At 62.9% G+C, this 20,744-nt stretch carries 16 protein-coding genes; 12 read left to right on the top strand and 4 right to left on the bottom strand.

The window, feature by feature from the left end; genetic code table 11:
* Positions 1-60: 60 nt before the first annotated feature.
* On the bottom strand, positions 61-303 hold the full coding sequence (locus ACPFMA_RS13735) for a hypothetical protein (protein WP_158487713.1): 243 nt from the start codon (positions 301-303) through the stop codon (positions 61-63).
* A gap of 322 nt (positions 304-625) precedes the next feature.
* On the opposite strand from ACPFMA_RS13735, the gene ACPFMA_RS13730 reads away from it, so the two are divergent.
* The 4 genes from ACPFMA_RS13730 to ACPFMA_RS13715 all read left to right on the top strand — a co-directional run bounded on the left by ACPFMA_RS13730 (position 626) and on the right by ACPFMA_RS13715 (position 6,124).
* On the top strand, positions 626-2,869 hold the full coding sequence (locus ACPFMA_RS13730; protein WP_420056570.1) for a TonB-dependent receptor: 2,244 nt from the start codon (positions 626-628) through the stop codon (positions 2,867-2,869).
* Positions 2,870-2,933: 64 nt separating this feature from the next.
* Positions 2,934-5,405 (top strand): TonB-dependent receptor plug domain-containing protein, encoded by a 2,472-nt coding sequence (locus ACPFMA_RS13725; protein WP_425930516.1) that lies wholly within the window; start codon positions 2,934-2,936, stop codon positions 5,403-5,405.
* 120 nt (positions 5,406-5,525) lie between these two features.
* Entirely contained in the window at positions 5,526-5,780 is a 255-nt protein-coding gene (locus ACPFMA_RS13720) for a type II toxin-antitoxin system ParD family antitoxin (protein ID WP_064301302.1), read from the top strand.
* Complete coding sequence (locus ACPFMA_RS13715) at positions 5,777-6,124, top strand: type II toxin-antitoxin system RelE/ParE family toxin (protein ID WP_064301303.1); 348 nt, start codon at positions 5,777-5,779, stop codon at positions 6,122-6,124. The genes ACPFMA_RS13720 and ACPFMA_RS13715 overlap by 4 nt, the downstream gene beginning before the upstream one ends.
* A gap of 140 nt (positions 6,125-6,264) precedes the next feature.
* Here ACPFMA_RS13715 and nfuA read toward each other — a convergent pair whose 3' ends face one another.
* Both nfuA and ACPFMA_RS13705 read right to left on the bottom strand, forming a co-directional pair.
* Positions 6,265-6,849 (bottom strand): Fe-S biogenesis protein NfuA, encoded by a 585-nt coding sequence (gene nfuA / locus ACPFMA_RS13710; RefSeq protein WP_009407016.1) that lies wholly within the window; start codon positions 6,847-6,849, stop codon positions 6,265-6,267.
* A 95-nt stretch (positions 6,850-6,944) separates the two neighbouring features.
* Positions 6,945-9,245, bottom strand: a complete 2,301-nt coding sequence (locus ACPFMA_RS13705; RefSeq protein ID WP_425930515.1) for a fatty acid cis/trans isomerase — start codon at positions 9,243-9,245, stop codon at positions 6,945-6,947.
* A gap of 159 nt (positions 9,246-9,404) precedes the next feature.
* On the opposite strand from ACPFMA_RS13705, the gene metH reads away from it, so the two are divergent.
* The 4 genes from metH to ACPFMA_RS13685 all read left to right on the top strand — a co-directional run bounded on the left by metH (position 9,405) and on the right by ACPFMA_RS13685 (position 16,095).
* Positions 9,405-13,112 (top strand): methionine synthase, encoded by a 3,708-nt coding sequence (gene metH / locus ACPFMA_RS13700; RefSeq protein WP_425930514.1) that lies wholly within the window; start codon positions 9,405-9,407, stop codon positions 13,110-13,112.
* A gap of 161 nt (positions 13,113-13,273) precedes the next feature.
* Entirely contained in the window at positions 13,274-13,489 is a 216-nt protein-coding gene (locus ACPFMA_RS13695) for a DUF2970 domain-containing protein (protein ID WP_075804117.1), read from the top strand.
* A gap of 469 nt (positions 13,490-13,958) precedes the next feature.
* Entirely contained in the window at positions 13,959-15,617 is a 1,659-nt protein-coding gene (locus ACPFMA_RS13690; RefSeq protein ID WP_279899816.1) for a nitrite/sulfite reductase, read from the top strand.
* Positions 15,601-16,095, top strand: a complete 495-nt coding sequence (locus ACPFMA_RS13685; protein WP_009407004.1) for a DUF934 domain-containing protein — start codon at positions 15,601-15,603, stop codon at positions 16,093-16,095. Before ACPFMA_RS13690 ends, ACPFMA_RS13685 begins: the two co-directional genes overlap by 17 nt.
* A 168-nt stretch (positions 16,096-16,263) precedes the next feature.
* Here the strand turns inward: ACPFMA_RS13685 and sohB are convergent, their stop codons facing one another.
* Positions 16,264-17,283 carry a protease SohB gene (gene sohB / locus ACPFMA_RS13680; RefSeq protein WP_425930513.1) on the bottom strand — a complete coding sequence of 340 codons (1,020 nt, stop codon included), beginning with the start codon at positions 17,281-17,283 and terminating at the stop codon, positions 16,264-16,266.
* Positions 17,284-17,480: 197 nt separating this feature from the next.
* On the opposite strand from sohB, the gene ACPFMA_RS13675 reads away from it, so the two are divergent.
* The 4 genes from ACPFMA_RS13675 (at position 17,481) to ACPFMA_RS13660 (ending at position 20,607) form a co-directional block, all read left to right on the top strand.
* Complete coding sequence (locus tag ACPFMA_RS13675; RefSeq protein WP_009407001.1) at positions 17,481-18,191, top strand: histidine phosphatase family protein; 711 nt, start codon at positions 17,481-17,483, stop codon at positions 18,189-18,191.
* Between the two features lie 53 nt (positions 18,192-18,244).
* Positions 18,245-18,562, top strand: coding sequence for an SCP2 sterol-binding domain-containing protein (locus tag ACPFMA_RS13670; protein ID WP_064301310.1), 318 nt, complete (start codon positions 18,245-18,247; stop codon positions 18,560-18,562).
* Positions 18,563-18,748: 186 nt separating this feature from the next.
* Positions 18,749-19,816 (top strand): phosphotransferase family protein, encoded by a 1,068-nt coding sequence (locus ACPFMA_RS13665; protein WP_009406997.1) that lies wholly within the window; start codon positions 18,749-18,751, stop codon positions 19,814-19,816.
* Between the two features lie 23 nt (positions 19,817-19,839).
* Positions 19,840-20,607, top strand: coding sequence for an SDR family oxidoreductase (locus tag ACPFMA_RS13660; protein ID WP_009406994.1), 768 nt, complete (start codon positions 19,840-19,842; stop codon positions 20,605-20,607).
* Positions 20,608-20,744: the final 137 nt, after the last annotated feature.

The following is a 20,744-nucleotide window of genomic DNA, read 5'->3' as shown; positions in this document are numbered from 1 at the left end:
TATCGACAAGGTCCGCGTCGCGTTTCGAGGCGCACCGGTAGGTTGGCACGACCAGCGTTTTCAATGCGCCAGCAGGCGCAGCCCATACAGATAGCTCCAGATAATCAACGGAAGTGCCAGCACTCGGCTCCAGAACCAGGGTGAATCCGGTTGCGTATCGCCGCTCCAGAACAGCACCACCAGAGCGAAACCCGTGGCCAGGCATAGCAGTACAACCAATGGCCAGCGAACCCTGCCCAGGAAATCCGGGGAGCCGCACCCGGACGCGCCATGTGCACCATGGCTACCGTCGATTTTTCTCATACCCTCGCCCCGAGAAATATTCCAGGCACGCACAGTAAAACATCTGACTTATCAATTTCGAGCCTCAAACAAACGAAGGGAAGTTTCCAGGAAAGCTTGAGAAACTTCCGAGCCAGGTGGTTATCCAGCGAGCCGTCGGAAGTGCGCCATGGGCCAGCTTCGCAACCATTGCTGCTGTAGCAACATAGATTCACCAGTGCCCTGCTGCCTGCCTAGCAACGACGCCGCAAAAATCCTGATTTATCCAATTGAATCAATGGGTTGAAAACATGGCATAAACCCTGCTCTACCCCTGCATCTGCAACGCTCGGGGAGAAGCAGCATGTTCCAGATCAATCCCATCACCAAGGGAATCAGCCTTAGCCTTCTGTTGGCGGGCCAATACCCGTTGGCCTATGCCGACGATGAAACCAGCACCACACCGGCGCTGAAAACCGTAACCGTCACCGCCCAGCACCGGGAAGAAACCCTGCAAGAGGTTCCGGTGGCGGTCTCGGCGGTCCAGGGCACCAGCCTGACGGCCGACGGCGTGCGCGCCATGGGCGATATCACCACGTTCGTACCCAACGCTTCGGCGAAGAATCCGGACGGCGACGGGCGCCCACGCTGGTACATCCGTGGCCTGGGCACCGGCGATACCGGTGCGGCCACGGTCTACCCGGTGGGCATCTATGCCGACGACGTGTACCTCAATGCCCCGGTGGCCGGCGGTGGGCCGCTGTTCGACCTGGAGCGCATCGAGATCCTGCGTGGCCCGCAAGGCACCCTGTACGGCAAGAACACCACCGCCGGCGCGGTCAATGTGATTTCCAAGAAACCGACGTTCGATACCGACGGCTACGGCACCATCGGCTTCGGCAGCAAGAACGAACGCATCCTCAACGGCGCCATCGGCGGTTCGCTGGTGGACGACCGCCTGGCCGGACGGGTCTCGCTGTATTCCGAGGAGCGCGACGGTTTCACCCATAACCTGACCAACGACCAGACCTACGGTGACGTCAACAAGAAAGCCGTGCGCGTGCAGTTCCTGGCCAAGGTCAACGAGGATCTCGAAGCCCTGCTGAAGATTCATGGCCGTGAATTCAAGGGCGACGGCAGCAGCGGTTCGCTGCCCCTGGGGCGCTATTACAATGTCGGCTACCAGCGCCCTCACGGGCGCAAGATCGAGCTCAACACCAACGAAGACTACAAGCTCGACCACAGCGGCACGTCGCTGACCCTGAACTGGAACCTCGGCGACTACACCCTGACCTCGATCACCGCCTACGACCATATCCGCAACCAGTCGCTGACCGACGCCGATTACACCCCCTACGAGGTCAACGGTGCCACCGACAGCGATGCGACCTACGACCAATACTCCCAGGAGTTCCGCCTCGCCTCTTCGCCGCAGGAAACCCTGCGCTGGATGCTCGGTACCCACTACTTCCACGAGACCCTCGACAACAGCGCGGTGCGCAGCATCATCCCGGGCCCGACACCGAACGGCACCGGCTCCAACCAGACCGGCGGTACCGTGGATTACCGCAACCTCGACTACACCCACCGCACCGACAGCTATGCGCTGTTCGGTAACCTGGCCTATGACTTCACCGACAACCTGACCGTCACCGGCGGCCTGCGCTGGACCACCGAGAAAAAGGATATCGATCTCGACCTGACCCAGCTGACCCGTGCTACCGCCACGGGTCCGCTGATCCCGTTGACCGCCGCCGGCAGCAACGGCAATCGCGAGGAAAGCAAGCGCTGGGACGCCTGGACCTACGACCTGACCCCGGAATACCGGATCAACGATAACCTGCGGGTGTTCTTCCGCTACGCCCACGGCTTCCGCTCGGGTGGCTTCAACACCGGCCTCTCAACCAGCCTGGCGCAGCTGACCACGGTCGATCCGGAAGAACTGGATGCCTATGAACTGGGCTTGAAGTCGGAGTGGTTCGACCATCGCCTGACGGTCAACGCCAACGTCTTCTATTACGACTACCAGGACATCCAGGTGAACCTGCTGACGGTCAACAGCGGCATCCTGACCACTGCACTCACCAACGGCGCCAAGGGCAAGGTCAAGGGCGCGGAACTGGAGATCGAAGGCCAGCCCACCGACCGCCTGCACCTGCGCGGCGCGCTGTCGTTCCTGGATACCGAGTACACCGACTTCAAGAACACCAACCCCAATACCGGCGCGGTCACCGGCGACTACAGCGGCAACAGCTTCGTCCGTTCGCCGCGCTACGTGGTGTCCCTCGGGGCCGACTACACCCTGCCGCTGGACATTCCCGGCAGGCTGGTGGCCGGGGGCGATGTCAGCTTCCGCGACAAGGAATACTTCCTCGCCGACCGCCAGAGCAGTGCCGACGCGCCGCTCAACCAGCCCCACTACACCCTGGCCAACAGTCGCCTGACCTGGTTCAGCGCGGACGAGAAACTCAGCGTCACCGGCTTCGTCAACAACCTCACCGACCGCCGTTACCAGGTTCATGGCCGGCCCAACGGTACCGCCGGGCAATACGTGATCACCTACGGCGACCCGCGCACCGTCGGCCTGAGCGTTACCAGCCGTTTCTGACCCTTCGCTGACCGGCGATCCCGGGAGGGTCGCCGGCCCCCTTGCGTGTAACAGGAGTAGTCCCATGTACCGTCTCGCCCCCTTGACCGGCGCCATCGCGCTGGCCATCGGCAGCCTTGCCGTGCCCGTCGTCCAGGCCCAGGAGCCCGCCAGTGGCAGCGCCGCCAAAGACGACAAACTCGATACCGTGGTGGTGGTCGGCACCCGCCGCAGCGACGTTACCGCCCTGGAAAGCGCGGCACCGGTCGATGTGCTTAGCGCCGAAAAACTCGAAGAAACCGGGGCCAAGGACCTGTCCGGCGCCCTGACCGCGCTGTCGCCGTCCTTCAGCTTCCCGCAATCGCCACAGGGCGCCTTCGCCGGGTCCATCGCCCAGGGCGCTTCGCTGCGTGGCCTGGCCTCGGACCAGGTGCTGGTATTGGTCAACGGCAAGCGCCGCCACAGCAGCGCCAACGTCACCCGCCAGAGCCTGGCCAACGGCCGCGGCGCCGCGGCGGTGGACCTGAGCCTGATTCCGCTGAGCGCGGTGTCGCGGGTCGAGATCCTGCGTGACGGCGCCGCCGCCCAGTACGGCTCCGATGCCATCGCCGGGGTGATCAACATCGTCCTCAAGGAAAACGACGATGGCGGCAACATCGGCTACCGCTTCGGCGGCTACGACAAGGGTGACGGCCTGCAGCGCAAGCTCAGTGGCTGGAAAGGCTTCGCCCTGCCCAACGATGGTTTCCTCACCCTGGCGTTCGATGCCGGCAACCAGGACCCGGCCAGCGATACCCGTCCGGACAACCGCATCTTCTATCCTGGCGACACCAGCGTTAATACGCCCCGCGAGCAGAACAACCGCTACCGCACCTGGAACTGGGGCTCGGGCGGGGTCAGCGACCAGTACAACCTCGTTGCCAACAGCGAGATCGGCGTCGGCGACGGCCTGACCGCCTACGGCTTCGCCACGTACTCGCACAAGAACACCGACGCCGAAGGCTTCTTCGACCCGCCCACCACCCTGCGCAGCAACTACGGCAGCGTCGCACTGTCGCGCTACCCGGACGGGCGCCTGCCGGTCACCCGCTATGCCCTGGAGGACTACGCGGTCACCGGCGGCCTGCGCTACGAGGACGATCTGCTGGGCAAGTTCGACCTGGCGGCCAACTACGGCAACGACACGCTCAAGTCCACCGATCGCGACGCGATCAACCCTAGCTGGGGCGCCAACAGCCCGTACAACATCTACACCGGGGAGCGCGAGAACGAGCAGACCAACCTGACCCTCGACTGGGTCCGCGACTTCCCCACCGATCTGCTGGCCAAGCCGCTGACCGTTTCCGCGGGCCTGGCCTGGCGCAAGGAAAACTACACCCTGAGCGCCGGCGAGGCGGCGGGCTGGCAGAACGGCGCGCTGTTCAACACCCTGGATCCGGTCACCGGGCGGCGGATCCCCGGCTACTACTCGGGGATCACCAACGTCGACGCCGCCTCGCTGGAGCGCAAGGTATTCGGCGCCTACCTCGACCTCGAAGGGCAAATCACCGACAAGTTCCAGGCCGGCCTGGCGGTGCGCTCGGAGCATTATTCGGACTTTGGCGACACCACCAACGGCAAGCTTTCCCTGCGCTACGACTTCACCCCGCAGATCGCCGCACGCGGCAGTATCAGCAGCGGTTATCGCGCACCGTCGCTGGTGCAGAGCGGTTTATCGTCGTTCAGCGTGCAGGTGGTGGAGCAGCCGCCGGGCAGCGGCAACTGGGTCGAGGTGCAACAGCGCACCCTGCGCGCCGACAGCCCGGAAGCGGCGTTGCTCGGTGGCCGGGCGCTGAAGCCTGAGGAGTCGACCAACTACTCCCTGGGCCTGGTCTGGCGACCATTGAGCAATGCTTCGCTGAGCATCGACGCCTACCGCATCGATATCGACAACCGCATCACCCTCTCCGACCAGTTGCCGGCCAGCGTGGTCGGGCCGATCTTCGCCGGTACGCCCTACGCCAACATCCAAAGCGCGGCGTTCTACACCAACATCGCCGACACCCGCACCGACGGCGTCGAGCTGAGCGGCCAATACCAACTGGACCTGGCAGCCTATGGCCGGCTCGACCTGAACGCCGGCTTCGCCAAGACCCGCACGCGGATCACCGACCTGCGCGATGTCGGCGGCATCAGCGGAGAGCAGATCGTCGGACGGGCCACCCAAGGCCTGATCGAGCACGGCACGCCGGACAACAAACTGACCTTCAGCGCCAACTGGCTGTACGAAAACTGGGGGCTGACCGTGACCCAGCGGCGTTATGGCGAATGGAAAAGCCTGAACGCCAGCAACCCCGCGCTGGACCAGACCTTCAGCCCGCAATGGGTGACCGATCTGGACCTGAGCTATCGCTTCGACCTGGGCCTGAAAGTCTCGGTAGGCGCGATCAACCTGTTCGACAGCCATCCGGAGAAATTGAAAGGTGCGCAGTTGTACGGGGTGCCGAAGTATTCGATCACCTCGCCTGAGGGGGCACAGGGGGCGTTCTACTACACCAGCGTGAGTTATGACTTTTAAACGGGGATGATCGAGAGCCGCCCCAGGCGGCTCTTCCAGCCTGTCGTCCGCTGGATTTGCTAGGGATCCGAGGCTATGGCATAAAACGCCATATCAGCCGAGTCATAAGCGGAGCCCCCAATGGCCACCCACAATGTCATTTTTCCCGATCCGATGGAGAAATCCATCTCGGAACTGGTCGAGAGCGGTCGTTACCAGAACTTCAGCGAGGCGGTACGCGCAGGCCTGCGCCTGCTGCTGGAGCATGAAGCACAAGAGGCGGCCCGACTGGAAGCTCTGCGCAATGCCACCTCCGTCGGCCTCATGCAGCTCGACGCCGGCGACTTCGATGAAGTCGACTCCAAGGACTTGGAGCATTATCTGGAGCGTCTGTGAAATTACGCATTTCAAGGCAGGCTCGCAGCGATATTGCCGAGATATTGCGCTTCACGCAGGACAGATTCGGAGATGGGGCAAGGCAGCGTTACCAGCAATTGCTTCAGGCAGGGCTATCGGCCATCAGTGAGGATCCCGAAAGGGCGGGAAGCATCGCCCGGGAAGAGATCGCAGCGGGCCTGCGCAGCCTTCATCTGATCTACTGTCGCCGGCAAGCGCGGGTACTCAAGCCTCGCCATATCCTTTTCTATCGGACAACACATGATCAGATAATCGAGGTGGCTCGCGTACTGCACGAGGCCATGGAATTAGCCAGCCATATGCGCCACGACGACTTGCACTGACTTTGGGCTGCAAGGCATTCAAGAGTTCGATCGATGCCCTGGCACCCGCCTCGAGCGCCCCGACAGTAAAACGACAAGGACCCTGTGGGAGCTGGCTTGCCAGCTCCCACAGGGTCCTTGTCGTTTTCTCGCCTGCCTGCTTAGTAGTAGGCGTTTTCTTTCTGCGAATGGTCGGTCACGTCGCGTACGCCCTTCAGCTCCGGAATGCGTTCAAGCAAGGTGCGCTCGATACCGTCCTTGAGGGTCACGTCGGCCTGGCCGCAGCCCTGGCAGCCGCCGCCGAACTGCAGCACGGCGATCCCATCCTCGACCACCTCGATCAGGCTGACCTGGCCGCCGTGGCTGGCCAGCCCCGGGTTGATCTCGGTTTGCAGGTAGTAGTTGATGCGCTCGTTGATCGGACTGTCGTCGTTGACCATCGGCACCTTGGCATTCGGGGCCTTGATGGTCAGTTGCCCGCCCATGCGGTCGGTGGCGTAGTCGACGACGGCATCATCGAGAAAAGGCTCGCTGACCGCGTCGATGTAGGCGGTAAAGCTCTTCAGGCCCAGCGCGGTATCTTCCGGCTTTTCTTCGCCTGGCTTGCAATAGGCAATGCAGGTTTCGGCATATTGGGTGCCGGGTTGGGTAATGAAGATGCGGATACCGATCCCCGGGGTGTTCTGCTTGGACAGCAGATCGGCCAGGTAATCGTGCGCGGCGTCGGTAATGGTTATGGCGCTCATGGAATTTCCTCACAGACTTGTCGGCAGTTTACGCCATGCGCGGCGACGAACAAAGTCCTAGCAATTAAGTCGGGATAAAAGAAGCCGTTAAGCGTTTAGAGGTTCTCGTAGCGGTTCATGTCCAGCACCCCCGCCTCCACCGGCTCGGTTTCCTTGATATAGCTGTTCAGGTCATGGAAGTACTGCCAGAACTGCGGATGGCTGCGGCGCACGCCCCAGCGCATGACGATGCGCTCGAAGCGGTCGTGGTCATCGCGTGCAGCCTCCATGTCCTCGACGAACTCGGGCACGTCGCTGGCCGGGATGTTGAACATGAAGTTGGGGTAGCTGCTCATCACCCCCGGGTACAGGGTCAGGGTGTCCAGCCCCGGCTGGTAGCGGTACGCCTCGCCCAGCATGAAGGCGACGTTACTGTGCGCCCGGTTGCGCAGCATGCTGTAGACCTGGCGCTTGCCGCCCTGGCCCTCGATCCTGAGCATGGTCGCCTCGGGCAATTGCTCGATGACCTTGAGTCCGGCTGCAGGCCGTGAAGCCAGGCGGCTCAGCGATTGCTCGACGTCACGGAACTCCTCGCTCATCTGCGGGCGCGAACAATAGGCGCCAGTGCAGCGGTTGATCGGGTCGGGCGCGGCATTCAGGCTGCCGCTGCGCTCGATCAGCTTGAGGCCGAAATCCCGCACCGGGTGGTGCGGATCGAGTTTCAGGGCGCTTGGGGTATCGGTGTCGATATCCTCGTAGTCCATCCACATCTTCACCTTGCCGCTGTTCTGGTACCAGCTGCCGAGGATGTCGCCACGCTTGCCGGCCGGCATCAGGCGCAGGAAGTTGACCTCGGCACCATTGCGGATCAGGTCGAAGTACAGGCGGGTCTGGGCCTGGTGCGAGACGTTGCCATACACGTCGAAGTTGACCGCCAGCTGGTAATAGGTGCGCTCCAGCAACGGATAGTCGAACAGCCACATGGTCAGCGGCACGTCGCCGATCAGGCCCTTGGTTACCGAAGCGCTGTCGAAGTGGCGGAAGATGCTCAGCAGCGCGTTGTCGTTGCCGGCCCACAGGGTCGACCAGCTCGGTGGCGGCATCTCGGCATAAGTATCGCGGCGCAGGCTTTCGTAGTCGTTGCGCTTGTCGCGATAGGCATGCCACAGGCTCAGGATGCTGCCGACGTCGTCGATCTGCCCGGGCATGGCCAGCAACGGCGTGGCTTCGGCGCGGTACTTGGCGTCGGTGATATAGCGGTCGTGGGCCGGTTCCTGGAACAGCGCCCAGAAGTTGTCACGGATCACGTCGGTAGCAATCTGGCCCCGGCACACCGGGCCGCGGATGAAGGTGCGGACGAAATACTCGGCGTTATCCAGCATGAACTGGTAACGCGCCACCGCCGGGATCGCCTCGAAGGTCTCGAACGGGTTGGAACGATGCCGCGGGCCGTAGCCGGGCAGCGAGTCGGTGTGCCAGTTGCCGCTGTAGAACAGCTGCTTGACCCGCTTGAGCTTGTTGGGGCCCATCGGGTACGTGATGTGGGTCTTGTGCACGATCACGCCCTGCACCGGCAGCAGGCGGTAATAGAAGTCGGTGCCCGGCGGGTCGTTGGGGCGCCGGGTGACGATCAAGTCGATGGGCTGCCCGCTCGGCGTGCGCGAACGCACCCATTGGAAGAAGTGCCCCGGCTCGCCGCCGACGAAGTGCACATGAGCGAGGAACAGGTGCTCGTAGAGCCAGCGTCCCACCAGCGCTTCGCTGGCGCCAGGGCGGTTGAGCAACTCTTCCCATTCCTGGATCTGCGCCGCTTCGCTTGCGCTGGGGCGGATCGCTGCGCTTTCCACCGGCGCGCCCTGGGCCAGCCAGCGTTGCAGGGTGTTGTACTGGGCATCGCTGAGGCCGGTCACCGCCAGCGGCATGCCTTCCCGGGGATGGGCCTTGGCATAGGCATCGAACTCACCGGGCAGCGGGCAAACGTTCTCCCGGTTCAGGCCCAGGACGATGTTGTCGGGGATCTTCTCGTTGGGCACCAGCGGCTTGGCATGCCCTAGCTCCAGCATGCGCGCCATCAGCGCCGCCTGGTCCTGCTGGCGATCGATCACCGAGTTGAAGCCCAGGTGCCGCCAGCCCTGGTCGGTCTGGGCATCGAAGAACAGCCGGGTCGGGGTGACCGCCTGGCTGCGGTCGCCCTGGTAGACGGGGATTTTCGAAGCGCCGCGGCTGGCCCCCTCGGCGCTGCCGAGGTTGAGCTGGCAGGCGGCGTCGTTACAGGCGTGGCAGGCGACGCATTTCTCGGTGAAGATCGGCTGGATATCCCGGGTATAGGAGATCGCTGCAGTGTTCTGGGGTCCCTGCCCCAACGCCGCGCCACTGATGAGCAGTGCGAAGGCGGCGGCAATCAAGCGATGCACCATGTGCGGTATGTCCTGGATTGAAAAGGCTTTTCACGATTCTACCGGTGGGCCGCGGTGCCAACATGAATGAAATTCATGCAAATGTGCCATGCGTCAAAAAAGCGCGCAGCTTTGTTATCATCCCGCAACTTTCGTCCTTGTCCGACCCAGGTAGTTCCAATGTCCGACCGCAGCGCTCGTTTCCAAGCACTTCAGCAAGCACTCAAGGAGCGCATCCTCATTCTAGATGGCGGCATGGGTACTATGATCCAAAGCTACCGTCTTGAGGAAGGCGACTATCGTGGCACGCGCTTCGCCGACTGGCCGAGCGACGTCAAGGGCAACAACGACCTGCTGCTGCTCAGCCGCCCGGATGTGATCGCCGCCATCGAGAAGGCCTACCTGGACGCCGGCGCCGACATCCTCGAAACCAACACCTTCAACGCCACCCGCATCTCCCAGGCCGACTACGACATGCAGGAGCTGGTGTACGAGCTCAACGTCGAAGGCGCACGCATTGCCCGCCAGGTGGCCGATGCCAAGACCCTGGAAACCCCGGACAAGCCGCGCTTCGTGGCCGGCGTGCTCGGCCCGACCAGCCGCACCTGCTCGATCTCCCCGGACGTCAACGACCCTGGCTACCGCAACGTCACCTTCGACGAACTGGTGGAAAACTACATCGAGGCGACCCGCGGCCTGATCGAAGGCGGCGCCGACCTGATCCTGATCGAAACCATCTTCGACACCCTCAACGCCAAGGCGGCGATCTTCGCGGTGCAGCAGGTGTTCGAGGACGACGGCGTCGAATTGCCGATCATGATCTCCGGGACCATCACCGACGCCTCCGGCCGCACCCTGTCGGGACAGACCACCGAGGCCTTCTGGAACTCGGTGCGCCATGCCAACCCGATCTCCGTCGGCCTGAATTGCGCCCTGGGCGCCAAGGACCTGCGTCCGTACCTGGAAGAACTGTCGAACAAGGCCGGCACCCATGTGTCCGCCCACCCCAACGCCGGCCTGCCCAACGCCTTCGGTGAATATGACGAAACCCCGGCGGAAATGGCCGTGGTGGTCGAGGAGTTCGCCGCCAGCGGCTTCCTCAACATTATCGGCGGCTGCTGCGGCACCACCCCGGGGCATATCCAGGCAATCGCCGAGGCAGTGGCCAAGTACAAGCCGCGGGCCATTCCGGATATCCCGAAAGCCTGCCGCCTGTCCGGCCTCGAGCCGTTCACCATCGACCGCCAATCGTTGTTCGTCAACGTCGGCGAGCGTACCAACATCACCGGCTCGGCCAGGTTCGCCCGGCTGATCCGCGAGGAAAACTACACCGAGGCCCTGGAAGTCGCCCTGCAGCAGGTCGAAGCCGGTGCCCAGGTGATCGACATCAACATGGACGAAGGGATGCTCGATTCCCAGGCGGCCATGGTCCGTTTCCTCAATCTGATCGCCGGCGAGCCCGACATTTCCCGGGTGCCGATCATGATCGACTCCTCCAAGTGGGAAGTGATCGAGGCCGGCCTGAAGTGCATCCAGGGCAAGGGCATCGTCAACTCGATCTCGATGAAGGAAGGCGTCGAAGCCTTCAAGCATCACGCCCGGCTGTGCAAGCGCTACGGCGCCGCCGTGGTGGTGATGGCCTTCGACGAGGTCGGCCAGGCCGACACCGCCGCGCGCAAGAAGGAAATCTGCCAGCGCAGCTACGACATCCTGGTCAATGAAGTGGGCTTCCCGCCGGAAGACATCATTTTCGACCCGAACATCTTCGCCGTCGCCACCGGCATCGAAGAACACAACAACTATGCCGTGGACTTCATCGAAGCCTGCGCCTATATCCGCGACCACCTGCCGTACGCGCTGTCCTCGGGCGGGGTGTCCAACGTGTCGTTCTCGTTCCGCGGCAACAACCCGGTGCGCGAGGCGATCCACTCGGTGTTCCTGTATCACGCCATCCAGAACGGCCTGACCATGGGTATCGTCAACGCCGGCCAGCTGGAGATCTATGACGAGATCCCGGCGGCGCTGCGCGAGAAGGTCGAGGACGTGGTGCTCAACCGCACCCCGGAAGGTACCGACGCCCTCCTCGCCATCGCCGACGACTACAAGGGTGGCGGTGCTGCCAAGGAAGTGGAGAACGAAGAGTGGCGCTCGCTGCCGGTGGAAAAACGCCTGGAGCACGCGCTGGTCAAGGGCATCACTGCCTACATCGTCGAAGACACCGAGCTGTGCCGCCAGCAGTGCGCGCGGCCGATCGAGGTCATCGAAGGCCCGCTGATGAGCGGTATGAACGTGGTCGGCGACCTGTTCGGCGCGGGCAAGATGTTCCTCCCGCAAGTGGTCAAGTCGGCTCGCGTGATGAAGCAGGCGGTGGCCCACCTGATTCCGTTCATCGAGGAAGAAAAAGGCGACAAGCCGGAAGCCAAGGGCAAGATCCTCATGGCCACGGTCAAGGGCGACGTGCACGACATCGGCAAGAACATTGTAGGCGTGGTCCTGGGCTGCAACGGCTATGACATCGTCGACCTCGGCGTGATGGTGCCGGCGGAGAAGATCCTCCAGGTCGCCCGCGAAGAAAAATGCGACATCATCGGCCTGTCCGGGCTGATCACCCCGTCGCTGGACGAGATGGTCCACGTCGCCCGCGAAATGCAGCGCCAGGACTTCCACCTGCCGTTGATGATCGGTGGCGCCACGACCTCCAAGGCGCACACGGCGGTGAAGATCGAGCCGCGCTACAGCAACGACGCGGTGGTCTACGTGACCGACGCCTCGCGGGCGGTGGGCGTGGCCACGCAGTTGCTGTCCAAGGAGCTGAAACCGGGCTTCGTCGAGAAGACCCGTGCCGACTACGTCGAGGTGCGCGAGCGCACCGCCAACCGCAGCGCCCGCACCGAGCGCCTGAGCTACGCCCAGGCCATCGCCGCCAAGCCGAAATACGACTGGGCCAACTACCAGGCTGCGGTGCCAAGCTTCACCGGCGTCAAGGTGCTGGAAAACATCGACCTGAAGGTGCTGGCCGAGTACATCGACTGGACGCCGTTCTTCATTTCCTGGGACCTGGCCGGCAAGTTCCCGCGCATCCTCACCGACGAAGTCGTGGGTGAAGCGGCGACCGCGCTGTACAAGGACGCACTGGAAATGCTCGCCAGGCTGATCGACGAGAAGCTGATCAGCGCCCGTGCGGTGTTCGGCTTCTGGCCTGCCAACCAGGTGGACGACGACGATATCGAGGTCTACGGCGAGGACGGCCAGCCCCTGGCGCGCCTGCATCACCTGCGCCAGCAGACCATCAAGCCGGACGACAAGCCAAACCTCTCCCTGGCCGACTTCGTCGCACCGAAGGACAGCGGCGTCACCGACTATGTCGGCGGCTTCATCACCACCGCCGGCATCGGCGCCGAGGAAGTGGCCAAGGCTTACCAGGACAAGGGCGACGACTACAGCTCGATCATGGTCAAGGCGCTTGCCGACCGCCTGGCCGAAGCCTGCGCCGAATGGCTGCACGAGCGGGTGCGCAAGGACTATTGGGGCTACGCCAGGGATGAGCAGCTCGACAACGAGGCGCTGATCAAGGAGCAGTACGCTGGCATCCGCCCTGCCCCGGGTTATCCGGCGTGCCCGGACCACACCGAGAAGGCCACCCTGTTCCGCCTGCTCGATGGCACCGAGATCGGCCAGACCGGCCCGAGCGGCGTGTTCCTCACCGAACACTTCGCCATGTTCCCGGCGGCAGCGGTCAGCGGCTGGTACTTCGCCCACCCGCAGGCGCAGTACTTTGCCGTGGGCAAGGTGGAAAAGGACCAGATCGAGCGCTACAGCGCACGCAAGCAGCAGGATGTGGCGGTTAGCGAGCGCTGGCTGGCGCCTAACCTTGGGTACGAGAGCTGAGATCGGCTTGGGCCCTATCGCCGGCAACGCCGGCTCCCACAGGTTCCGCGGCGCACACGGACCTTGTGGGAGCAGGCGTTGCCGGCGATAGAGCCCTGAAGAACAACATCAAATCCACAGGCTAGACTCTGGAACACAACCCTCCCCAGAGAGCCCAGCCCATGGAAGATCCTCAAGGCAAGCCCCCAACCTTCTGGCAGCTCCTGCACAGCGTCCTCGCCGCCGCCTTCGGCGTGCAGTCCGGCAAGAACCGCGCCCGCGATTTCACCCACGGCAAGCCCTCGCACTTCATCGCCATGGGCACCGCCTTCACCCTGGTGTTCATCCTGATCCTCTACGGCCTGGTGCAACTGGCCATGCACCTCACCGCGCGCTGAAAACAAAACCGCCTGCGGGGTCCATGCCGCGGGCGGTTTCGTTGATTGCTGATCACGGTATTTTCAGCCAATGCGCTCCGTCACTGATGGCTGACCCAGTACACGGCTGTCACGACCACGAGCACGATCAGGCACAGGATTGCCCACGCATCGACACTGCTGTCGGTCTTGCCGGTTTTGGTCGGGTTTCCCATTGCATCGCCTCTTTTTGTAGTGGTTATGGGAATGCACACCCCCAGCAGTTAAGTTCAGCAATCCCCATTGCTCAAGCAGGGACTTTTACCATTCGGCGGAGAGTGGAATGGCGCTACAAACGCTAGCCAGTCTCACTTAGTCCAAATCGTTCTTTTCATATGCAAAAACATCACTTTTTCACATAAATACAACCTGCTATCGTTCCCCGGCTCCGCATCCGGAGTGCGCGGCCGTGCGCGCGATTAGCTGCAAGCAGCTTGAGAACAGGACCCCTATGTACGTATACGACGAGTACGATCAGCGGATCATCGAGGACCGCGTCAAGCAGTTCCGGGATCAGACGCGCCGCTACCTGGCCGGCGAGCTGAGCGAAGAAGAATTCCGCCCTCTGCGCCTGCAGAACGGCCTCTACATCCAACGTTTTGCCCCGATGCTGCGTGTCGCCGTGCCGTATGGCCAGCTGACCTCGCGCCAGACCCGCATGCTGGCGAAGATCGCGCGCGACTACGACAAGGGCTACGCGCACATCAGCACCCGGCAGAACGTGCAATACAACTGGCCAGCCCTGGAAGATGTCCCGGACATCCTCGCTGAACTGGCCACCGTGCAGATGCACGCGATCCAGACCAGCGGCAACTGCCTGCGCAACGTCACCACCGACCAGTTCGCCGGCGTTGCCGCCGATGAGCTGATCGATCCGCGCCCATGGTGCGAGATCGTCCGCCAGTGGACCACCTTCCACCCCGAGTTCGCCTACCTGCCGCGCAAGTTCAAGATCGCCATCAACGGCTCGAAGAGCGACCGTGCGGCCATCGAAGTGCACGATATCGGCCTGGAGCCGGTGCACAACGCTGCCGGCGAGCTGGGCTTCCGCGTGCTGGTCGGTGGCGGCCTGGGCCGTACCCCGGTGGTTGGTGCCTTCATCAACGAGTTCCTGCCATGGCAGGACCTGCTCAGCTACCTGGACGCCATCCTGCGCGTGTACAACCGTTACGGCCGCCGTGACAACAAGTACAAGGCGCGGATCAAGATCCTGGTCAAGGCCCTGACCCCGGAAGTCTTCGCCGAGAAGGTCGAGGCCGAGATGGTCCACCTGCGCGGCGGCCAGACCACCCTGACCGAGGCCGAAGTGCAGCGCGTCGCCAAGCACTTCGTCGACCCGGACTACAAGGCCCTGGACAACCTCGATGCGCAACTGGCCGAACTCGACCAGCAGCATCCGGGCTTCGCCCGCTGGCGCGCCCGCAACACCCTGGCGCACAAGAAGCCGGGCTACGTTGCCGTGACCCTGTCGCTCAAGCCGACCGGCGTCGCCCCCGGCGACCTGACCGACAAGCAACTGGACAAGGTCGCCGACCTCGCCGAGCGCTACAGCTTCGGCCAACTGCGTACCTCCCACGAGCAGAACATCATCCTCGCCGATGTCGAGCAGAGCCAGTTGCACGCGCTCTGGCTGGAACTGCGCGAGCATGGCTTCGCCACCCCGAACATCGGCCTGCTGACCGACATCATCTGCTGCCCTGGCGGTGATTTCTGCTCCCTGGCCAACGCCAAGTCGATCCCGATCGCCGAATCCATCCAGCGCCGCTTCGACGACCTGGACTACCTGTTCGACATCGGCGAACTGGACCTGAACATCTCGGGCTGCATGAACGCCTGCGGCCACCACCACGTCGGCCATATCGGCATTCTCGGCGTGGACAAGAAAGGTGAAGAGTTCTACCAGGTGTCCCTGGGTGGCAGCGCCAGCCGCGACGCCAGCCTCGGCAAGATCCTCGGCCCGTCCTTCGCCCAGGACGACATGCCGGACGTGATCGAGAAGCTGATCTCGGTGTACGTGGAAAAACGTACCGAAGACGAGCGTTTCATCGACACCTACCAGCGTATCGGCATCGACCCCTTCAAGGAGCGCGTCTATGCAGCGAATCATTAAGAACAACCAGATCGTCGACGAAACCTGGCACCTGCTGCCCAAGGACGTCACCCTGGACGAACTGACCAACTGCGACGACTACATCGTGCCACTGCAACTCTGGCGCGAACACGCCCATGCCCTGAAAGCCCGTGACGGCGGCCTGGGCGTGTGGCTGGACAGCGACGAGGAAGCCGAGGAAATCGGCGAAGACGTCGGTCACTTCCAGGTCATCGCCCTGAACTTCCCGGCCTTCACCGACGGGCGCAGCTACTCCAATGCGCGCTTGCTACGTGATCGCTACAAGTTCACCGGTGAGCTGCGCGCCATTGGCGACGTCCTGCGTGACCAGCTGTTCTACATGGCCCGTTGCGGTTTCGATGCCTTCGCCATCCGCCCCGACAAGAACCCGGAAGACGCGCTGCAAAGCCTGAAGGACTTCTCGGTGACCTACCAGGCGGCTACCGATGAGCCGCTGCCGTTGTTCCGTCGGCGTTGATCGATCGACCGCTGAAATGAAAAAGCCCCGCCAGTGATGGCGGGGCTTTTTCATGGCGGACGCGGACCCTGTGGGAGCGGGTTCACCCGCGATTGCGTCAGTGAATTCACCACCGTTATCGCGGGTAAACCCGCTCCCACAGGGTCGGTGGTGCTCTGTCGAGCGGCATCACTTCCAGCGACTGATCCGGCTCCAGATCCCCAGCACGGTACTCTCCACCGCCCCGCTGGCCGCCAGCCCTACCCGCTCCTGCAGGCTCTTGCGCTCGGCAAAATGCAGGTGGTACAGGTTCGACTCCCGGGCCCGTTCGCTCAGGTATTCATCGCTGGTCTTCAGTTCATCCACCAGCTGCTTGTTCAGCGCCGCCACACCCAGCCAGACCTCACCGGTGGCCACTTCATCGATATGCAACTGCGGCCGGTAGCGCGAAACGAAGTCCTTGAACAGTTGGTGAGTCACGTCCAGGTCTTCCTGGAATTTTTCCCGGCCCTTCTCGGTGTTTTCGCCAAACACGGTCAGGGTGCGCTTGTACTCGCCTGCGGTCAGCACCTCGAAGTCGATATCGTGCTTTTTCAGCAGCCGGTTGACGTTGGGCAACTGCGCCACCACGCCGATCGAACCAAGAATGGCAAAGGGCGCGCTGACGATGCGCTCGCCGATGCAGGCCATCATGTAACCACCGCTCGCCGCGACCTTGTCGATGCACACGGTCAGCGGTATGCCGGCCTGGCGGATACGCGCCAGTTGCGAAGCGGCCAGGCCATAGCTGTGGACCATGCCGCCGCCGCTTTCCAGACGCAGGACCACCTCGTCCCGCGGCGTGGCCAGGCTCAGCAAGGCGGTGATTTCATTCCGCAGGCTCTCGGTGGCCGATGCCTTGATATCGCCGTCGAAGTCCAGCACGAAGATCCGGGGTTTTTCCTCCGCCGGCGCCTTCTTCAGTTTCTTCTGCTCCTTGGCCTGCTGCTTGCGCAGGGCCTTGAGCTGGTGCTTTTCCAGCAGCCCGGACTCCAGGCGCTCGCGCAGGTCCTTGTAGAACTCATTGAGCCGGGTGACCTGCAATTGCCCGCCGGCCTTGCGTCGGCCCTTGCCGCGCATGCCGGCGATGGCCGACAGCACGACCAGCAGGGCGATGACCAGGGTTGCGGTCTTGGCGAGAAAGCTTGCGTACTCTGCAAGAAACTCCACGATTTCTCCTTGTTGAACTGCGCACCGGGGCGCGAAAAACGATAGTGAAGCATACCGGCGTCAATCTGCCGTCGCTAGCGTAGGAAATGTCTGGCACCACAGTTCAAACGCCCTTTTCAAACGCTTGTATGTTTTTTCGTTGACACCGCAGGAATGGCAACCTAACCTCGCCAGATCCAACTTCCCGGGCAGACGACGTGGGCAGCATCTACCTGATACGACATGGCCAGGCCTCCTTCGGTTGCGACGACTACGACGTTCTTTCGTCGGTCGGCATGCGCCAGAGCGAAGCCCTCGGCGCCCACCTGGTCCAGCTCGGGCTCAAGCTCGACCGCTGCATCGCCGGCGACCTGCGCCGCCAGCAAGACACTGCGCTGCTTGCGCTCGGTGCAATGCAAGCGAGCGGGGTGAAGGTTCCCGACGTGGAAACCGACGCCGCCTTTAACGAATTCGATGCCGACGCGGTTATCCGCGCCCTGCTTCCCGCGTTGCTTCCCGAAGAACCCGAAGCCCTGAACGTGTTGCGCAATGCACGCGAGCACCGCGCCGAATTCCAGCGCCTGTTCGCCCTGATCGTGCAGCGCTGGCATGGCGGCCAGCACGACCGCGACGGGATCGAGAGCTGGGCGGCCTTCGTGCAACGAACGGGCGAAGGCCTGCAGCGCGTCCTGGAACAGGCCGCCGGCGGCGACAACATCGCCATCTTCACCTCGGGCGGAACCATCGCCGCCCTGCTCCACCGCATCACCGGCATCAGTGCCAGCCAGGCCTTCGAGCTTAACTGGCAGATCATCAACACTTCGCTCAGCCAGCTGAAATTCCGCGGCAGCGAGGTGACCCTGGCCTCCTTCAACAGCCAAGCCCATGTGCGGCTGCTGAGGGTGCCGGAACTCGTCACCTGGCGATGAATCCGGCGCATAACGACCCTGCGTAACCGAAACCACTCAATAAGGAAAACACCATGAGCGACGTCGCCCAAGCCGTTGAAAAAATGAAATCCAAATTCAACCCGAGTGCTGCAGCCGGCCTGGACCTGATCTTCGGTTTCAACATCACCGACGAAAACAAGCACTACGCGCTGATCGTCAAGGACGGCACCTGCGACCTGCAGGAAGGTGAAAACGCCGACGCCAACTGCACCCTGGTCATGGACAGCGAAACCCTGAAGGGCATCGTCAGCGGCGAGACCGACGGCATGCAGGCCTTCATGGGCGGCAAGCTGCGCGTCGAAGGCGACATGATGCTGTCGATGAAGCTCAGCGAGCTGTTCCCGGCGTAACGACCACGCCCGTGACGAAGAAACCGAAGCCCTCCAGCGCTTCGGTTTTTTTTCGCCCGCAGCAGGCATCAGGAGCGTTGATCGACCGGCAACACCCGCGCCAATAAGGCATGGCAGCGCTTGGCAGGTCTGCACGCGATCATTAGATTAGCCAATGTTCCACGGCTACCAAAATAAGGAAAAGGCATGTCGCTCACCGATCAGTCCACCCAGGTCCGCCCCGGCGAGGAACTCGATTCCGCCCTGATCGACCCGTACCTCAAGGCGCATATCGCCGGCCTCGAAGGCACGCCGCTGATCAGCCAGTTCCCTGGCGGCGCCTCGAACCTGACCTACCTGGTCAGCTACCCGCAGCGCGAGTTCGTCCTGCGCCGCCCACCTTTCGGCAGCAAGGCCAAGTCCGCCCATGACATGGGCCGCGAGTTCCGTATCCTCAACCAGCTCAACGCCGGCTTTCCCTACTGCCCCAAGGCCTACGTACACTGCACCGACGAATCGTTGATCGGTGGCGAGTTCTACGTGATGGAGCGGGTCAAGGGCATCATCCTGCGCTCCGACCTGCCGCCGGAGCTGGGTTTCGACGCCGCGCGCACCGAGGCGCTGTGCAAGAGCTTCATCGACCGCCTGGTGGAACTGCACCAGGTCGATTACCACGCCGTGGGCCTGGCCGACCTGGGCAAGCCGGACGGCTACGTACAACGGCAGATCGAAGGCTGGGCCGGGCGCTACGAGAAAGCCCTGACCCCGGACGCCCCGCGCTGGGAAGCAGTGATCGCCTGGCTGCGCGAGAAAATGCCGGCGGACCACCCGCGCCCGGGCATCATCCATAACGACTACCGCTTCGACAATGTGATCCTCGACGCCGACAACCCGATGCGCATCATCGGCGTGCTGGACTGGGAAATGACCACCCTCGGCGACCCGCTGATGGACCTGGGCAACACCCTGGCCTACTGGATCGAAGCCGCCGACCCGGCGCCGGTGCAACTGATGCGCCGCCAGCCTTCCAATGCCCCGGGCATGCTGACCCGTCGCCAGTTCGTCGATTACTACGCCGAGCGTGCCGGAATCGAAATCGCCAACTTCGACTTCTATTACACCTACGGCCTGTTCCGCCTGGCGGGGATCGTCCAGCAGATCTACTACCGTTTCTTCCACGGCCAGACCCAGGATAAGCGTTTCGCCCAGTTCATCCATATGAACAAGCTGCTGGAGCAGATGAGCCTCAAGGTCATCGACGCCTCCAGCCTCTGAACGACTACAACAAGGAACCTGCCATGTCCAAGACCCACCTGTTCGACCTCGACGGCAAGATCGCCTTCGTTTCCGGGGCCAGCCGCGGTATCGGCGAAGCCATCGCCCACCTGCTGGCCCAGCAGGGTGCCCATGTGATCGTCTCCAGCCGCAAGCTCGATGGCTGCCAGCAAGTGGCCGACAGCATCGTCGCCGCCGGCGGCAAGGCCACCGCGATTGCCTGCCACATTGGTGAAATGGAGCAGATCAGCGCAGTGTTCGCGCAAATCCGTGAAACGTTCGGGCGCCTGGACATCCTGGTCAACAACGCCGCGACCAACCCGCAATTCTGCAATGTGCTGGACACCGACCTGGGCGCCTTCCAGAAGACCGTGGACGTGAATATCCGCGGCTATTTCTTCATGTCGGTGGAAGCCGGCAAGCTGATGCGCGAACACGGTGGCGGCAGCATCATCAACGTCGCTTCGATCAACGGCGTATCGCCGGGCGTGTTCCAGGGCATCTACTCGGTAACCAAGGCGGCGGTGATCAACATGACCAAGGTCTTCGCCAAGGAGTGCGCGGCGTTCGGGATTCGTTGCAACGCGTTGCTGCCCGGGCTGACCGATACCAAGTTCGCCTCGGCGCTGGTGAAGAACGATGCGATCCTCAATACCGCGCTGCAACAGATTCCGCTCAAGCGGGTGGCGGATCCGAAGGAAATGGCGGGCGCCGTGCTGTACCTGGCCAGTGACGCGTCCAGCTATACCACCGGGGTGGCGCTGAATGTGGACGGGGGCTTCCTGTCCTGATTCCCCGGTGAAAGCAACGCGGACCCTGTGGGAGCGGGTTCACCCGCGATTACGCTAGTGAATTCACCGACGTCATCGCGGGTGAACCCGCTCCCACAGGTCCGCGATAACCCCGAAAGGCCACACAAAAGCCGACG

Source organism: Pseudomonas sp. NyZ201, assembly GCF_049860765.1.
GTDB lineage: Bacteria > Pseudomonadota > Gammaproteobacteria > Pseudomonadales > Pseudomonadaceae > Aquipseudomonas > Aquipseudomonas bharatica.
Note: the sequence above shows the minus strand (reverse complement) of the source record. Positions and strands in the feature narration are given on the sequence as shown.

What these genes read in the sequence shown, in the direction of transcription:
- ACPFMA_RS13735 (WP_158487713.1), bottom strand. Translation starts at nt 303, where the DNA reads ATGAGAAAAATCGACGGTAGCCATGGTGCACATGGCGCGTCCGGGTGC.
- ACPFMA_RS13730 (WP_420056570.1), top strand. Translation starts at nt 626, where the DNA reads ATGTTCCAGATCAATCCCATCACCAAGGGAATCAGCCTTAGCCTTCTG.
- ACPFMA_RS13725 (WP_425930516.1), top strand. Translation starts at nt 2,934, where the DNA reads ATGTACCGTCTCGCCCCCTTGACCGGCGCCATCGCGCTGGCCATCGGC.
- ACPFMA_RS13720 (WP_064301302.1), top strand. Translation starts at nt 5,526, where the DNA reads ATGGCCACCCACAATGTCATTTTTCCCGATCCGATGGAGAAATCCATC.
- nfuA (WP_009407016.1), bottom strand. Translation starts at nt 6,849, where the DNA reads ATGAGCGCCATAACCATTACCGACGCCGCGCACGATTACCTGGCCGAT.
- ACPFMA_RS13705 (WP_425930515.1), bottom strand. Translation starts at nt 9,245, where the DNA reads ATGGTGCATCGCTTGATTGCCGCCGCCTTCGCACTGCTCATCAGTGGC.
- metH (WP_425930514.1), top strand. Translation starts at nt 9,405, where the DNA reads ATGTCCGACCGCAGCGCTCGTTTCCAAGCACTTCAGCAAGCACTCAAG.
- ACPFMA_RS13695 (WP_075804117.1), top strand. Translation starts at nt 13,274, where the DNA reads ATGGAAGATCCTCAAGGCAAGCCCCCAACCTTCTGGCAGCTCCTGCAC.
- ACPFMA_RS13690 (WP_279899816.1), top strand. Translation starts at nt 13,959, where the DNA reads ATGTACGTATACGACGAGTACGATCAGCGGATCATCGAGGACCGCGTC.
- ACPFMA_RS13685 (WP_009407004.1), top strand. Translation starts at nt 15,601, where the DNA reads ATGCAGCGAATCATTAAGAACAACCAGATCGTCGACGAAACCTGGCAC.
- ACPFMA_RS13670 (WP_064301310.1), top strand. Translation starts at nt 18,245, where the DNA reads ATGAGCGACGTCGCCCAAGCCGTTGAAAAAATGAAATCCAAATTCAAC.
- ACPFMA_RS13665 (WP_009406997.1), top strand. Translation starts at nt 18,749, where the DNA reads ATGTCGCTCACCGATCAGTCCACCCAGGTCCGCCCCGGCGAGGAACTC.
- ACPFMA_RS13660 (WP_009406994.1), top strand. Translation starts at nt 19,840, where the DNA reads ATGTCCAAGACCCACCTGTTCGACCTCGACGGCAAGATCGCCTTCGTT.